This is a genomic window from Brevibacterium sp. S111, from assembly GCF_004745075.1.
Lineage (GTDB): Bacteria > Actinomycetota > Actinomycetes > Actinomycetales > Brevibacteriaceae > Brevibacterium.
Genome location: NZ_RHFH01000010.1, coordinates 86517 through 100466, shown reverse-complemented (window position 1 = coordinate 100466; position 13950 = coordinate 86517). Strand labels below are relative to the sequence as shown.

Sequence of the window (13950 nt, the reverse complement as noted above, 5' to 3'; positions counted from 1 at the left end):
TCACTCCGAACGGAACCGCTGTTCGAACATCGCGTCCTCTTCGGCCTCTGCCTGACCGTGGACTCCGGGGGAGGCGAAGCGGTTGCGTCCGTACCGGCTTCCCGGCTGGCTGACCTTCGCCCCCGCGTCGAGGGCGGCCTTGTCGATGACGACGAATTCACTGCTGCTGTCACCGCGACGTTCGTCCGCCTCGGCGGCGGCTCTGCGTTCCCTGCGAGCGGAGATCGCGACAGCGATGATGATCATGATTCCGAAAGCGAACCACTGGAGCATATAGGACAGGTGGTTGCCCGGATCGAGTTCGGGCATCGGCAGCGGGGTCAGCCCGTCTTCCACGTCTCCGCCGGTGCCGACGGATGAGGCTTCGCCGTAGACATGGGAGTAGGCGTCGTCCATTCCGGGGATGCGAGCCGGGTCGATGGCTTTGATCATGCCCTGCGGGTTGTCGTCATCGGCCCCGTCCTGTGCCGGCCGCAGGTGCGCGACGACGGTCTGCTCACCGCGTGGAGCCGCCGGTACGGAGTCCTTCTCGGAGGTGAAGCCCCTGACCACGGCGATCCTGGTGCCATCATCGAGTTCGAACGGGGTCACGACGTAGAAGCCGGGAGTGTCCTCGACGGTGCGGTTGCGGGCGAGGACGGTGCCGTCGTCGGAGAACGTCCCGCGCATCTCCACCTGCGTCCACTCCTCGGTGGTCGCCAATGTCGACCCCGGGGTCGGCAGCACCGATTCGAGGGCCACCGGGTCGGCGGAGTGGTTCGCGGTGATCGTGGCGATCTCCTGTTCCCGCTGGTCGCGGCGGTCCTTCTGCCACAGGGCGAGGAAGACGCAGGCGATGATGACGATGATCGCCATGGCGATGTATTTGAGCCAGCGTGCGGTGAAGAGGAAGGAATAGCGGCTCAACCGGCGTCCTCCGGAATGTCGTCGATGGATACGTCACTGAGATAGAAGTCGCGCAGGGTGAGGAAGTCGCGCAGGTACTCAAGATGGTCGGCACAGGCCAGCCAGGTCTTCTTCCGCTCCGGAGCGTGCAGACGCGGATTGTTCCACAGGATCGCCCGCGTCGCCGACGCCCGGCAGCCCTTGGCCGAACACTGCAATTCCTCGCTCATGCCTGCTCACCCTCGTCCTTGCCCTCATCGACGGTCTCACCCGGAATGGTCTCGTGTGCGTCATCGACCGTCTCACCGGGCACCGTGTCCTCGGAGTCCGAGTTCGTGCCGTCTTCGCTGATCGTCTCTCCCCGCGCGGGAGGCAGTTCCGCCAACGGAGCCTGGTCGAGCAGCGCCGAGGCGTCGTCACTCGTGCGTTCGCGACCGGCATTGGCGAAGATCACGGCAGGATAGGGCAGAATCACGGCACCGGCCACGCAGATCCACATGAGGACGTGGAGGTCGGCGACGAAAGCGAAATAGGCGGCCACGAAGCAGACCGTCCTGATGCCCATGGTGATCGAATACTTGATGATCCGAGACCTCATATCGTCATCAAGGGCGGTATCTGCCGTTGTGATCTGCTGCGAGTGCCTGACCATATCCTTCTTCGATCGATGACTGCTAAAGATGATACTCGTCCTTTGTGAGAGACGTATCCACGGGCCGGGGGACAGGATAGGTTTGTCCACGATAGGTTTGAAGAAGACAGTCGATCAACAGGAGTCAAACGTGTCAGAACCACGCACAGTCCTCGTCACCGGCGGCAACCGCGGCATCGGCCGCACCATCGCCGAGGAGTTCATCGCTCAGGGTGACAATGTGGCCGTCACCTCCCGGAACGGACAGGCCCCCGAAGGCGCCCTGGCCGTGTCCGCCGATGTCACCGACACCGAGTCCATCGACCGGGCGTTCGCCGAGATCGAAGACAAGCTCGGACCCGTCGAGGTCGTCGTCGCCAACGCCGGCATCACCGCGGACAACCTGCTCATGCGGATGAACGACGAGGAATTCGAATCCGTCCTCGACACGAACCTCACCGGTGCGTTCCGCACCGTCAAACGCGCCATCACCGGCATGATCCGCGCGAAGCGCGGCCGCATCGTCCTCATCTCCTCGGTCTCGGGCCTCTACGGCGTGCCCGGCCAGGCCAACTACTCGGCGTCGAAGGCCGGACTCGTCGGCCTCGCCCGCTCCATCACCCGTGAGCTCGGCTCCCGCGGAATCACCGCCAACGTCGTCGCCCCCGGCTTCATCCGCACGGACATGACCGACGAGCTCAGCGAGAAGCAGCGCACCGAGTACCTCTCGACCATTCCGGCCAAGCGCTTCGCCGAACCGGCCGAAGTCGCGAAGGTCGTCCGCTGGGTGTCCTCCGACGAGGCCGCCTACATCTCCGGTGCCGTCATCCCCGTCGACGGCGGCCTCGGCATGGGCCACTGATCCCGGACTCCCTCCGATGCGGCCGTGCCGCTTCACAGCCCGTAGACTTCAGCACAGAGACCCCGCTCCACGCGGCATCACCCACACGCAATCACCCCTTCTGAGAAAGGACCACCATGGGAATTCTTGACGGAAAGCGCATCCTCGTCACCGGCGTGCTCACCGAGGCCTCGATCGCCTTCGCCGCCGCCCGCATCGCACAGGAGCAGGGAGCCGAGGTCATCCTCTCGAGCTTCGGTCGGCAGATGAAGATCACCCAGGTCATCGCCGAGCGTCTGCCCGAGACCCCGAAGGTCATCGAACTCGACGCCACCAATGACGACGACCTCGCGGCTCTGCCCGAGCGCCTCGGCGGCAACATCGACGGCATCGTCCACGCCATCGCCTTCGCACCGAAGGACGCTCTCGGCGGCGTGTTCCTCGACACCCCGTGGGAGTCGGTCTCCGCTGCCATCCACGTCTCCGCCTACTCGCTCAAGGCGATCACCGTGGCCGCCAAGCCCGTGCTCAACAAGGGCGCCGGTGTCGTCGGTCTCACCTTCGACGCGACCATCTCCTGGCCCGTCTACGACTGGATGGGCGTGGCCAAGGCCGCCTTCGAATCCACCGCCCGGTACCTCGCGAAGTACGTTGGAGACGACGGTGTGCGCGTCAACCTCGTCTCGGCCGGACCGCTCAAGACCACCGCTGCCACGTCGATCCCCGGCTTCGGAACCCTCGAAGACATGTGGGGCGACCGTGCACCGCTGGGCTGGGATCAGACGGACACCACCCCCGCCGGCAAGGCCATCGTCGCCCTGCTCTCGGACTGGTTCCCCGCCACCACCGGCGAAATGGTCCACGTCGACGGCGGCTTCCACTCCACCGGAGCCTGAGAGACCGCTCATGCCAGTGCTCATCCTCGCCCGCCATGCGAAGGCGGAGGCGCAAGGTGCCACGGACTTCGAACGGTCCTTGGACTCCAAAGGTCTGGCCCAAGCGGTCGAGGCCGGCGCAGAGATCGCCGAACGATGGTCACCCGATGTCGCCATCGCCTCGGCGGCCAGACGCACCGTGCAGACCGGTCAAGCCGTCGTCGAAGCCGTCAATCGGGCCCACGGCGGTTCGCTCGACGCCCCGGGCGTGCTGAGCCTGCGTGAGGACGAGTCCCTCTACGCCGGTGAGGTCGCGGATTGGATCGATGCGATCAATTCGATCCCCGCCGACGCGCAGTGCGCCTATATCGTCGGACACCAGCCCACCGTCGCCGAGGTGATCGGCTACCTCAACCCGGCCGGCGGAGTCCCGGATCCGTTCCGTCCCTCCTCGATCGCGGTCTTCGACCTCGAAAGCTGGGACGTCGAGCCGGGGACCTGCCCGGCACCGCAGATCCGAGTCTTCCACGGCGTGTGATCCGTGCCGGCAAACGTTTCCGGCATGATCTGATCGTGACATCCCTGAGGCCCTCCGATTCGTTCGGAGGGCCTCAGTCGTCTGTGTCGGGGCCACCTGCGACGGGGCCGTCTCTGCCGGGTCTGATGCCGAAGCTGACGGTCGGCGGTTTTCAGTCGTGTGCGCGGCTGCTGACGATCGTGAGCACCTCGCGCAGGTTCCTGGTCGACACCGAGACATCGGCGGCGGCGACGAGGGCCGGCTTCGCGCAGAACGCCACCCCGACGCCCGCGGCCTCGATCATCCCGATGTCATTGGCGCCGTCGCCGATCGCCACACTCTCGGCACGGTCGTACTCACCAGCGGCGAGCAGATCCTCGAAGATCTCTGCCTTCGCGCTCGGATCGATGACGCGACCGCTGGTGCGACCGGTGAGATGGCCCTCGACGACCTCCAGCCCGTTGGCGAAGACATCGGTGATGCCGAGCTCGGCGGCCACAGGTGCGATGATCGCGGTGAAGCCTCCGGACACGAGGGCGACCCGGCCTCCCGCGTCATGGACCGCGGCGACGAGCTGACGGGCCCCCTCGGTGAGGGTGATCTGCTCCCGCACCTCGTCGAGCACGGTCTCCGGCAGTCCGGCCAGCAGTGCGACCCGCTCGGCCAGGGACGCGGCGAAATCGAGTTCACCGGCCATCGCCCGTTCGGTGATTGCGGCGACCTGGTCGCCGACCCCGGCGTGAGCGGCGATGAGGTCGATGACCTCCTCGTTGATGAACGTCGAGTCGACGTCCATGACGAGCAGTCGGACGGGGAGATGGGCGGCTGCGGCCTCTGCGGTCTCGTTCATCCCTTCATCGTAGCCACAGCCATGATGTAGTCGGCGGCCGCGGGATGCAGCTGAGACAGCAGCGCCCCGAACTGCGGCGGAGCCACCGTGGCCGGAGCGAGCACAGCGGCTAAGCGGTGATGGATGTCGAGGGCTGCGTAGATCGCCCGGGAATCGGCCTCGGTGGGGATGAGCCGGGAGATCGGATGCATCGTCGACAGTTCCTCCTGCCAATCCCGCCACGGGCCCTGCCGCCACTCCTCGGGGACGTCGAGGGTCTCGATGAGGTTGAGACCCTCGATCACGAGCAGTCGCAGCCGTCGCAGCGCCTCCGCGGACGTGCCGACGGTCACCGGTCGGAAGGGAGTGGGCCGACAGGCGATGATCTCGACGTTCGCCTCGGCCCCGATGAGCGCGATGGCCGCCTGTTCATCACCTCGGTGGAGGACGACGGGGGCACTGTGGCGGCCGACCTGCGTGCGCGCATCCCGGTCGACCGGGGGAGTCGTGTGCGGCAGCGATGGGTGGTGCAGCGCCAGCCGCGCGTGCGTGATTCCGGCGGCGGCCGCCTCGGCGATGAAGAGCAGCAGGCCCGTCGGAGCGGAGGTCCCGAACACCTCGTCGGAGACGATGAGAGGAACATCACGATCATCGTCGAGAAACGCGGAGGTGACCTCGTCAGGGGGCAGGGTCGAGCGCAGGCGGTGATTGATCGCCAGGGTCAGCAGCAGGGAGTCGGTCGTCAGGTCCATGTCGAACCAGAATAGACGGCTCGCCTGCGATAGAGTCTGAGGATATGAGTGATGTCCTGACTTTGGATTCCGTGTCCGTGCGCCGGGGGTCGAATTTCCTCCTCGACGATTTCTCGCTGACCGTCGCCGAGGGCGAGCACTGGGCTGTGCTCGGACCCAACGGCGCGGGCAAAACGACCCTGCTCGAACTCGCCGCCGGACGTATGCACCCGACGACGGGCACGGTCGGCATCCTCGAGGAGCAGCTCGGGCGTGTCGACGTGTTCGAACTGCGCCCGCGCATCGGCTATGCCTCGACCGCGCTGGCCAACCGCATCCCCGGCTCCGAAGCGGTCCTCGACACCGTGCTCACCGCTGCCTACGGCGTCACCGGACGCTGGGTCGAAGAGTACGAACGCGACGACATCGATCGCGCCCACGACCTGCTTGCGGCCTTCCGCATCACCCATCTGGCCGAACGCACCTTCGGCACCCTGTCCGAAGGCGAACGCAAGCGGGTGCAGATCGCTCGCGCGCTCATGACCGATCCCGAGCTGCTGCTGCTCGACGAACCGGCCTCCGGGCTCGACTTCGGCGGACGTGAAGAGCTGCTCGGTGCGCTCTCGGAGATCCTGTCGTCGAAGTGGGCGCCGGCCACGATCATGGTCACTCACCACGTCGAGGAGATCCCGGAGGGGATCACCCACGTGCTGCTGCTCTCCGAAGGCACCGATCTGGCCTCAGGTCCGATCGAGGAGACCCTGACTGCCGATAACCTCGCCGCGACCTTCGGCATCGACGTCAAGCTCACCCGCGACGGTCAGCGCTACCACGCTCGTTCCGCCCGCTGAGCATGGAGCTGTGGCAGAGTCTCAGCCTCGAACCGTGGCAGATCGCCCTGATCGTCCTGGCCGGAGTCGCGGCCGGCGGCATCAACGCCGTCGTCGGATCCGGCACCCTGATCACGTTTCCCGCGCTCGTGGCCTTCGGCGTCGCGCCCGTCGTGTCGACGATGAGCAACGCCGTCGGCCTCATCCCCGGCAACATCGCCTCCTCCTTCGGCTACCGTGAGGAGCTGCGCGGTCAGTGGAGACGCATCCTCGGCTTCGTTCCCGCCTCGCTGCTGGGTTCACTGACCGGGGCGTATCTGCTTCTGCACCTGCCCGAGGACGCGTTCGAGACGATCGTGCCCGTCCTCCTCGTGGTCGCACTCATCATGGTCGTCGGACAGCCGTACCTGTCCCGGTACCTGAAGAGCCGGTCGCTGCGCCGCGCCGAGGCAGCCGGGATCGAGCACAGAGCCGCCTCGGCGGGGGACCAGCTCTCGACCGGTCGGTATCTGGCCGTGCTCCTCGTCGTCTTCCTTACCGCGATCTACGGCGGGTACTTCGCCGCTGCGCAGGGCATCATCCTCATCGCGCTCCTCGGTCTGCTGCTGCCCGACGATCTGCAGCGCCTCAACGGTCTGAAGAACGTCCTCGTCCTCGTCGTCAACACGGTCTCGGCGAGCACGTACATCATCGTCGGCCACGACCGCATCAACTGGATCGCCGTCATCTGCATCGCCGTCGGCTCGCTCATCGGCGGGTACTTCGGAGCTCGGGTCGGCCGTCGCTTCTCCCCGGTGCTGCTGCGCACGGTCATCGTCGCCCTCGGCCTCGTTGCGATCTGGAGGATCCTCACCCTGTGAACACCCCGGCCAAGGCTCCTCTCACCCGGCAGCAGGTCATCGACCGGGCCGCCGAGCTGGGCATCGCCGCCGCACGTCTGCGTTTCTTCGACGAGGCGGATCTGGCCGCGGGCGGTCTTACCGAGATGCACGACTACACGCAGCTGACCGATGTGGCGCTGCGCAGCGTGCGGGAACCTGCCGAGGGTCTCTTCATCGCCGAGTCCTCGAAGATCATCCGCCGGGCCCATGCCGCCGGCATGAGGGCCCGGTCCTACCTCACGAGTCCGAAGTGGCTGTTCGACCTCGCGGATCTCATCGCCGCCGATGATGTGCCGATCTTCATCGGCACCGACGCCGCCGTGGAGTCGCTCACCGGCTTCCACCTCCACCGAGGCGCTCTGTCCGCCATGGGCCGACCCGCATTGCCCGAGGTCGCCTCCGTGGTCGCCGGGGCCCGGCGCCTCGTCGTCATCGAGGACATCGTCGACCACACGAACGTCGGCGCGATCTTCCGATCCGCTGCGGCCTTCGGCGTCGACGCCGTACTCGTGACTCCACGCTGCGCCGACCCGCTCTACCGTCGGTCGATCCGCGTGTCCATGGGCACGGTGTTCCAGGTGCCGTGGACACGCATCGAGCGCTGGCCCGCCGGAATCGGATCGTTGCAGGACCTGGGCTTCCACGTTGCGGCACTGGCGCTCGACGAGAATTCGGTGGGTCTGCGCGACTTCGCCGCATCCGCCCCAGAACGCACCGCCGTCGTCTTCGGCACCGAGGGTGAGGGTCTGAAGAGATCGACGATCGCCGCCTGCGATTCGACCGTGATGATCCCCATGAGCGGGGGAGTCGATTCGCTCAACGTCGCGGCCGCCTCGGCGGTGACCTGCTTCGCTCTGCAGAGCGACTGAGCTCTGCGACCAGAGGAACCGACGGCCGACCCATCAGCACCCGAACCCGAAAGGATCTTCAGTGGACCGCAGCAGACTGGCCCAAGCCCTTGAAACCGGTCGCATCACCGGGGAAGTCGCGACCCCCAGGGAGAACAACCTCTCCCATATCCGCCGTTTCCTTGACCAGGAAAGGCAGTTCGACTTCGGTGTCGAACTCACCCGCGACTGGGACTATGAGTCGGTGTTCGCGCTCATGGTCGAACGTGCCGGGCTGCGTCCCGACCCCGCCTTCGTCGAAGGCGTGGATACGATCTCCACGCAGGCGTGCATCGACGCAACGGAGAAGCTCGCCGAGGCGGTCGGCCACGTCAGTCGGGAGGGCGGCCGGATCCTCTTCGCCACCGGCCATCCGGCAGGACTGCTGCCCGTGCACATGGCGATCGCCGCGGCGGCGAAATCCGCCGGTGCCCTCATCGATGTCTGTGACCATTTCATCCCGGTCCCGGAGATCGGCGGAGACGTCCGCCAGATCAACGATGTGTGGACCTGGCACCAGCACGGCGGCAGTCCCCACACGCATCTGGCCGAACCCATGCACGCGCTCCTCGATGACTTCGCCGCCCGCGGTGCCGGGGCCCCTGACCTCGTCGTCGCCGACCACGGTTGGGCCGGTGCCGCCTCGAGCCGGGGACTGCGCACCATCGGCTACGCCGACTGCAATGATCCGGCTCTCTTCGTCGCCGAGGCACAGGGGCAGATCGAGGCGACCATCCCGCTCGATGACGATGTCGTGCCGAACCTCTATGCCCCGCTCATCGACTTCGTCATCGACCGCGCGGGCCTCAACTGACCCGGCGACTGCCGATGCTCATCCGGCGGAACCGGCCCGGGGGTGATGGTCTGACCGAGCGACACGCTCAGTCGATGTCGTTGGCCAGCCCCTCGACCACCTCGGCGCCGGGCAGCGACGCGAGCGCAGAACCGGACAGGAGCAGCTTCGAGCCGCGGATTCCGGAGCCGATGATGAGCTCCTCGGCTTCGGCGACGCGGGAATCGATGAGCACCCGGTAGCTCTCCGGCAGGCCGATCGGGCCGATTCCGCCGTACTCCATCCCGGATTCGGCGACCGCCCGTTCCAAGGGGAGGAACGAGGCTTTGCGCACGTCGAGGAGTTTCTTCACCCGTTTGTTGACATCGGCTCGGGTGTTCGCGAGCACCATGCACGCCGCGATGCGCTCCTCCCCGGACCGTGAACCCGCCACGAGGACGCAGTTCGCGGAGGTGGCCGGCGGCAGATCGGTGGCGTCAAGCAGCGCCGCGGTGTCTGCGATCTGCGGGTCGATGGCGAAGACCTCGACGTCACCGGTGATCGCCGGCAGCGCCTCGGAGGTGGATCCGGCCATGAGCTCGGGCGCGGTGGCCGCGGGTCGGAGGGTGAACTGAGTGGAGAGTCGTTCCTTCGTGGTCATGGCCACAGTGTAGGAGATGAGTGTCGAATCGCTTTGTTCTCACCCATCGGTTAGACTGGGCTGTCGCTTCGTGTCCGGTTCCTACGGTTCGAGGCGTGTCCAGCAGACGAATTCGGGCACTGGCAGATGGGTCGGACCCATATCAGGCGCCTGAAAGAATTCAGCAGAGGTAAGAATATGAAGAAGGACATCCACCCGGAATACGCGCCGATCGTGTTCAACGATCTGGCCTCCGGCACCAAGTTCCTCACCCGCTCCACCGCCACGAGCGATAAGACCATCGAGTGGGAAGACGGCAGCACCTACCCCGTGATCGACGTCGAGATCTCGAGCGCATCGCACCCGTTCTACACGGGCAAGCAGCGCATCCTCGACTCCGCCGGCCGCGTGGAGAAGTTCAAGGACCGCTACAAGGGCTTCGGCAAGCGCTGATCCCGAGCGGTTCCGCTCAGCTTCATACGAACTGCCCCGCACACCGATCATGGTGTGCGGGGCAGTTCGCTGTCTGCAGACCATCTGGGTCAGGGATGAAGTCCCCGCGGGGACGAGGCAGGTTGCGTCCCCGCGGGGACACAACCCGGCTGAGCAGTGCTCAGTCGACGACGACGGAGACTTCGGGCGAAGGGCTCACTCGAGCCGCCGGGTGGTAGAGCGAAGCGACGCCGGTGGCGTTGTCGAGGCAGTTCGCGATTCCGTGAGCAACCTTCTCCTTGGCGGAGACAACCGCGTCCTTGATGTCGAGACCGGTGGCGATGCCCGCCGCGATCGAGGAGGCGAAGGAGCAGCCTGCCCCGTTGACGAGCTTGTTGTTGACCTTGCGCGAACGCAGAGTCGTCACGGACTCACCGTCGAAGAGGATATCGACGGCATCGTCACCGGCGAGGCGGGCTCCGCCTTTGACGACGACGTTCTTCGCACCCTGGCCGTGGATGATCTTCGCGGCCTCGATCATGCCCTCGACAGAATCGATGGGGTCGACGTCGGCCAGGGTAGCGGCCTCCTCGAGGTTCGGGGTGACGACGGTGGCCAAGGGCACGAGGTTCTCGACGAAGAGATCCTTCAGATCGACCATGGTGCCCGCGCCCTTGCATACGAGCACAGGGTCGAAGACGTAGGGCAGCTCGTTGGTCTTCAGCTCTTCGGCGAGGACCAGAGCCGAGTCGACGGAGCCGAGCATTCCGGACTTGATGGCGGTGAATTCGTGCACGGCCAGCGTCGACTCGAGCTGGCGGTTGACGACCTCGGGTTCGATGAATTCGAGGACGTGGCCGAATGCGTCGTTGGGGTCGAAAGTGACGATGCAGGTGACGACGGCAGTGCCGAAAGCACCGTATTCGTCGAACATCTTCAAGTCGGCTTCGAGTCCGGCTCCTCCGGAGACGTCGGATCCTGCGACGGTGAGCACTTTGGCGGTCATAGTGGTCCTTTCAGGTAAAGCGTCCGCGAAGAAGTCTACGCGGGTTCAAGCCCCCGCGTAGCCGTGCTGGCGCCAGGCTTCGTAGATGGCGATCGATGCCGAATTCGCCAGGTTGAGCGAGCGGCGAGCCGGCAGCATCGGGATCCGGACGGCCATGTCGACGTGCTCGTCGTCGGTGACCTCGTCGGGCAGGCCCGTCGATTCCCGCCCGAAGAGGAGGACATCACCGTCTCGGTACTCGACCTCGGCGAAGGAATTGTCCGTGTGCGTGCTGAACGCGATCACTCGACGCTCACCGAGGTGGCCCCACAGGTCGGCAAGCGATGGGTGAACGGTGACATGGGCGAGGTCGTGATAGTCGAGACCGGCTCGGCGCAGCTTTGCGTCGGAGAGGTCGAAGCCGAGGGGCTCGACAAGATGAAGATGGGCCCCGGTGACCGCGGCGAGCCGGATGGCATTGCCGGTGTTGCCGGGGATCTCGGGAGTGTGGAAGACGATGTCGATATTCATATCCCTCTCATCTTCTCACCCTGTGGCCCGCTGGTCCGACAGCGCGATCGCACGTGTGCCGCTGCCGTTCTTCCGGTGCGGTGACCATGGTCACCGCACCGCCCTGCGGACGAGCAGGTATCCCTGCCGACTCGCCTCCGGATAGCGGCCCACTCGGTCGGGTTCGCGTTCGAGACGGACGGCCGGAGTGAAACCGTGCGGCTCGAGGGCGGCGAGGACCTGATCGTTCGAGCGGCGGTGGAAATCGAGATCGACAGGGAAACCGGCGAGATCGGCGATGTGATCGACCCCGTCACCGAGCTGGAACGCCAGTTGGAACCAACCGCCCGGGCGGAGGACACGGGCCGCCTCGGCGAAGGCGAGCGCAAGCGCATCATCGGGGACGTGGATGGTCGAGTACCAGGCGACGAGGCCGGCGAAGGATTCATCGGCATAGGGCAGGGCGGTCACCGACCCGATGTCGAATCCGAGCGTCGGATAGAGGCCCTGGGCGAGACCGATCATGGCAGGGGAGAGGTCGAGACCGCGTGGGGTGAGCCCGAGCGCGGCGAGGAATGCGGTGATGCGACCGGGACCGCAGCCGATGTCGAGGACTTCGGCCGACCCGGTACCGAGGACGAGCTCGGAGAAGGCCCCGAGGATGGCCCGATCATGCGGTTTCGCAGTGAGCTCATCAGCGATCCAGTCCGTGTAGGTCTGCGAGATCGCATCATAGGAGTCACGCGTGGACACCTCACGGGTGCGCGTTTCGACCGGGGTCGGTGTCTGTGACTGTGCGGTGTCCGAGCCGTGGCCGCCGTCGTCTGCGCTGTCGTTGCTGCCTTCGGTCATGGAGTCACCCTACCCGTCGGTGCTGACATGACCGGGGCTGAGAGTTCGGCAATCCGCGGGGCCGGCGTGATTCAGCGCGGTCACCTGCAGAAACGAAACTCAATCGAATCTGGAATGCGTTCGAAGTCGCCGGTCTGCGTTCGATTGAGTTCTCGTGTCAGTGCCGACTTCTAGAGTGATGGCACGGTTGGCGGTCGTGGGGATTGCCGAACCGGAGGACCGAAGGGTCGCGGAAGGGCAGAACCATGAGAGACGACAAGCCGATTGATGTGGAGACCGCAGAGCTCGACGGGCTGAGTGTCGACCCGGGGGAATTTGGAGGGGCCGCGGCCGACGTGGATCTCAGCACCCTCACCTGCGCACAGATCGTGACCGATATCCGGCGCAACATCTCGTGCATCTCCTTCTGTCACGCTCGCGTCATCGCCCTCATCGATGAGGTTGAGCGGCGGGGGCTGTGGGCGGAATGGGTCGGAGTGAGGACTCTGGCCGAATGGGTGATGCATGTGGCATCGGTGAGCATGCACACTGCACGCGAATACGTCCGTGTGATGACAGCGCTGCGAGAGATGCCGAAGGTGAAGAGGAGCCTGGCAGACGGGGACATCAGCTTCTCCAAGGTGCGGGAAGTCACCCGATTGGGCGAGCGGATCGGCGACGATGAGGCGCTGCGCCTGGCCACTCTTGCCACGGGCAGCCAGATCAGCCGGATCTCCCAGAACTACCAGCAGCTGGCCGACAAGATCGACAACGGACCGTTCCCGCTGTTCCTGGCTCAAGACAGTGTGAGCATGCGTCAGGTGGCGCCTGGTCGGACCCGGATCACGATCGACCTCGAGGAAGACGAAGCCGCGGAGATCGCCACGATGCTCGATGCCGCCCGTCAGGTTCTCGAGCGTCCCGTTCGCGACGGCGCTTCCGACGAGCTCCGATCTGTGGCCGAGGACGGCACTGCGGTGGACGAGGCGCCTGATGAGCCGATCTCCCAAGTGATGTGCCTGATGGAGATCATCCATGCCTTCCCTCGCGCCGAGCCGGCGGGTTCGGTCGATGCCGATCGTGCTCGGCTGCTCGTCCACGCCTCCGCCGAGGTGATCACCCGCAGCGGCGCTGCCGTGGAAGCCGCCCCCGGACTTGAGCCCCCTCTTCTCAGCATCCCGGCAAGGACAGGAACTGAAGTCTGCGTCCCCGCGGGGACGCAGGCCGAACCGGAGGCGCCTGTAGGGCGAGCGGACACAACCTGTCGGATCGAAGGGTTCGGCGGCATCACCGCAGCGACGGCGGAGCGCCTGAGCTGTGAGGCGCTGATCAACGGGGTGGTCAAGGACGGCGGAGGCGATGTTCTGATGCTCGGGCGCTCGCGGCGACTGGTGAGCAGGCGACAGCGAATGGCCTTGAGCGTGCGCGATGTCTGCTGTCAATTCCCCGGCTGCCGCGCCCGCAGACGGTGCGATGCCCACCATATTCGTCCCTGGTCGCAGGGAGGGGCGACCGATATGGACAACCTCATCCTGCTCTGCCGCAGACACCACACCGTGGTGCACAAGTACCAGCTGCGCATCGAACGCACCGGAGCAGACTTCGCCGGAGCGATGCGCGGTCCCGCGGCCTTCGCCTTCTATCTGCCCGATGGCTCTCAGCTGCTTCCCCTGGAGAGTCGGGAGAGGGGACGGATGATGTTCAACACAGCGGTTCGCGTTGCAGAGGTCAGGAAGGCCACTGAGGCGGCCGATCCCGGCACTGTCGGCGGTGGCTACGGCTTTGACCTCGGCCTCTGCATCGCGTGGATGTTCGAAGCCGAATGGCGACACGCCCGGGAGCGCAGAGCTGGTGTCTGAATCTTGCCAATTTC

General features: G+C 65.9%; 18 protein-coding genes. 9 read left to right on the top strand and 9 right to left on the bottom strand.

Going from position 1 to position 13950, the window contains the following annotated elements:
* From EB836_RS12725 to EB836_RS12715, 3 genes are read right to left on the bottom strand one after another with little or no spacing between them, the layout of a single operon-like run.
* Positions 1 to 906 (bottom strand): SURF1 family protein, encoded by a 906-nt coding sequence (locus EB836_RS12725; RefSeq protein WP_135540965.1) that lies wholly within the window; start codon positions 904 to 906, stop codon positions 1 to 3.
* Positions 903 to 1115: a hypothetical protein gene (locus tag EB836_RS12720; protein ID WP_135540963.1), complete on the bottom strand. Its 213-nt coding sequence runs from the start codon at positions 1113 to 1115 to the stop codon at positions 903 to 905. Before EB836_RS12720 ends, EB836_RS12725 begins: the two co-directional genes overlap by 4 nt.
* Entirely contained in the window at positions 1112 to 1537 is a 426-nt protein-coding gene (locus EB836_RS12715) for a DUF3099 domain-containing protein (protein ID WP_135540961.1), read from the bottom strand. The genes EB836_RS12720 and EB836_RS12715 overlap by 4 nt, the downstream gene beginning before the upstream one ends.
* Positions 1538 to 1667: 130 nt before the next feature.
* Between EB836_RS12715 and EB836_RS12710 the strand changes: the two genes are divergently transcribed.
* The 3 genes from EB836_RS12710 to EB836_RS12700 all read left to right on the top strand — a co-directional run bounded on the left by EB836_RS12710 (position 1668) and on the right by EB836_RS12700 (position 3770).
* Positions 1668 to 2378 (top strand): beta-ketoacyl-ACP reductase, encoded by a 711-nt coding sequence (locus EB836_RS12710; RefSeq protein ID WP_135540959.1) that lies wholly within the window; start codon positions 1668 to 1670, stop codon positions 2376 to 2378.
* A gap of 116 nt (positions 2379 to 2494) precedes the next feature.
* Complete coding sequence (gene fabI, locus EB836_RS12705) at positions 2495 to 3253, top strand: enoyl-ACP reductase FabI (protein WP_135540957.1); 759 nt, start codon at positions 2495 to 2497, stop codon at positions 3251 to 3253.
* A 10-nt stretch (positions 3254 to 3263) separates the two neighbouring features.
* Entirely contained in the window at positions 3264 to 3770 is a 507-nt protein-coding gene (locus EB836_RS12700) for a histidine phosphatase family protein (RefSeq protein WP_135540955.1), read from the top strand.
* 151 nt (positions 3771 to 3921) lie between these two features.
* Here EB836_RS12700 and serB read toward each other — a convergent pair whose 3' ends face one another.
* Complete coding sequence (gene serB / locus EB836_RS12695; protein WP_135540954.1) at positions 3922 to 4599, bottom strand: phosphoserine phosphatase SerB; 678 nt, start codon at positions 4597 to 4599, stop codon at positions 3922 to 3924.
* On the bottom strand, positions 4596 to 5330 hold the full coding sequence (locus tag EB836_RS12690; protein ID WP_135540952.1) for a hypothetical protein: 735 nt from the start codon (positions 5328 to 5330) through the stop codon (positions 4596 to 4598). The genes serB and EB836_RS12690 overlap by 4 nt, the downstream gene beginning before the upstream one ends.
* 44 nt (positions 5331 to 5374) lie before the next feature.
* On the opposite strand from EB836_RS12690, the gene EB836_RS12685 reads away from it, so the two are divergent.
* The 4 genes from EB836_RS12685 (at position 5375) to EB836_RS12670 (ending at position 8721) form a co-directional block, all read left to right on the top strand.
* Positions 5375 to 6160: an ABC transporter ATP-binding protein gene (locus tag EB836_RS12685; RefSeq protein ID WP_135540950.1), complete on the top strand. Its 786-nt coding sequence runs from the start codon at positions 5375 to 5377 to the stop codon at positions 6158 to 6160.
* 2 nt (positions 6161 to 6162) lie between these two features.
* Complete coding sequence (locus tag EB836_RS12680) at positions 6163 to 6999, top strand: sulfite exporter TauE/SafE family protein (protein WP_135540948.1); 837 nt, start codon at positions 6163 to 6165, stop codon at positions 6997 to 6999.
* On the top strand, positions 6996 to 7889 hold the full coding sequence (locus EB836_RS12675; protein ID WP_135540947.1) for an RNA methyltransferase: 894 nt from the start codon (positions 6996 to 6998) through the stop codon (positions 7887 to 7889). The genes EB836_RS12680 and EB836_RS12675 overlap by 4 nt, the downstream gene beginning before the upstream one ends.
* A gap of 61 nt (positions 7890 to 7950) precedes the next feature.
* The gene (locus EB836_RS12670; protein WP_135540945.1) at positions 7951 to 8721 is read left to right on the top strand and encodes a phosphatase; all 771 of its coding nucleotides are present in this window, start codon (positions 7951 to 7953) and stop codon (positions 8719 to 8721) included.
* A 67-nt stretch (positions 8722 to 8788) separates the two neighbouring features.
* Here EB836_RS12670 and EB836_RS12665 read toward each other — a convergent pair whose 3' ends face one another.
* Complete coding sequence (locus tag EB836_RS12665; protein WP_135540943.1) at positions 8789 to 9340, bottom strand: YbaK/EbsC family protein; 552 nt, start codon at positions 9338 to 9340, stop codon at positions 8789 to 8791.
* Positions 9341 to 9517: 177 nt separating this feature from the next.
* Between EB836_RS12665 and EB836_RS12660 the strand changes: the two genes are divergently transcribed.
* A complete protein-coding gene (locus EB836_RS12660; protein ID WP_135540941.1) occupies positions 9518 to 9772 on the top strand; it encodes a type B 50S ribosomal protein L31 in 255 nt (84 codons plus the stop codon).
* 160 nt (positions 9773 to 9932) lie between these two features.
* Here EB836_RS12660 and EB836_RS12655 read toward each other — a convergent pair whose 3' ends face one another.
* The 3 genes from EB836_RS12655 to EB836_RS12645 all read right to left on the bottom strand — a co-directional run bounded on the left by EB836_RS12655 (position 9933) and on the right by EB836_RS12645 (position 12098).
* Positions 9933 to 10757, bottom strand: a complete 825-nt coding sequence (locus EB836_RS12655) for a PfkB family carbohydrate kinase (protein ID WP_135540939.1) — start codon at positions 10755 to 10757, stop codon at positions 9933 to 9935.
* Between the two features lie 45 nt (positions 10758 to 10802).
* A complete protein-coding gene (locus EB836_RS12650) occupies positions 10803 to 11267 on the bottom strand; it encodes a tRNA (cytidine(34)-2'-O)-methyltransferase (protein ID WP_135540937.1) in 465 nt (154 codons plus the stop codon).
* A 90-nt stretch (positions 11268 to 11357) separates the two neighbouring features.
* Positions 11358 to 12098 (bottom strand): class I SAM-dependent methyltransferase, encoded by a 741-nt coding sequence (locus EB836_RS12645; RefSeq protein WP_135540935.1) that lies wholly within the window; start codon positions 12096 to 12098, stop codon positions 11358 to 11360.
* A 245-nt stretch (positions 12099 to 12343) separates the two neighbouring features.
* On the opposite strand from EB836_RS12645, the gene EB836_RS12640 reads away from it, so the two are divergent.
* The gene (locus EB836_RS12640; RefSeq protein WP_135540933.1) at positions 12344 to 13936 is read left to right on the top strand and encodes an HNH endonuclease signature motif containing protein; all 1593 of its coding nucleotides are present in this window, start codon (positions 12344 to 12346) and stop codon (positions 13934 to 13936) included.
* Positions 13937 to 13950: the final 14 nt, after the last annotated feature.

Coding starts and splice junctions, on each gene's coding strand:
- EB836_RS12640 (WP_135540933.1), top strand. CDS start 12,344: ATGAGAGACGACAAGCCGATTGATGTGGAGACCGCAGAGCTCGACGGG.
- EB836_RS12715 (WP_135540961.1), bottom strand. CDS start 1,537: ATGGTCAGGCACTCGCAGCAGATCACAACGGCAGATACCGCCCTTGAT.
- EB836_RS12655 (WP_135540939.1), bottom strand. CDS start 10,757: ATGACCGCCAAAGTGCTCACCGTCGCAGGATCCGACGTCTCCGGAGGA.
- EB836_RS12720 (WP_135540963.1), bottom strand. CDS start 1,115: ATGAGCGAGGAATTGCAGTGTTCGGCCAAGGGCTGCCGGGCGTCGGCG.
- EB836_RS12660 (WP_135540941.1), top strand. CDS start 9,518: ATGAAGAAGGACATCCACCCGGAATACGCGCCGATCGTGTTCAACGAT.
- serB (WP_135540954.1), bottom strand. CDS start 4,599: ATGAACGAGACCGCAGAGGCCGCAGCCGCCCATCTCCCCGTCCGACTG.
- EB836_RS12685 (WP_135540950.1), top strand. CDS start 5,375: ATGAGTGATGTCCTGACTTTGGATTCCGTGTCCGTGCGCCGGGGGTCG.
- EB836_RS12690 (WP_135540952.1), bottom strand. CDS start 5,330: ATGGACCTGACGACCGACTCCCTGCTGCTGACCCTGGCGATCAATCAC.
- EB836_RS12645 (WP_135540935.1), bottom strand. CDS start 12,098: ATGACCGAAGGCAGCAACGACAGCGCAGACGACGGCGGCCACGGCTCG.
- EB836_RS12665 (WP_135540943.1), bottom strand. CDS start 9,340: ATGACCACGAAGGAACGACTCTCCACTCAGTTCACCCTCCGACCCGCG.
- fabI (WP_135540957.1), top strand. CDS start 2,495: ATGGGAATTCTTGACGGAAAGCGCATCCTCGTCACCGGCGTGCTCACC.
- EB836_RS12650 (WP_135540937.1), bottom strand. CDS start 11,267: ATGAATATCGACATCGTCTTCCACACTCCCGAGATCCCCGGCAACACC.
- EB836_RS12700 (WP_135540955.1), top strand. CDS start 3,264: ATGCCAGTGCTCATCCTCGCCCGCCATGCGAAGGCGGAGGCGCAAGGT.
- EB836_RS12680 (WP_135540948.1), top strand. CDS start 6,163: ATGGAGCTGTGGCAGAGTCTCAGCCTCGAACCGTGGCAGATCGCCCTG.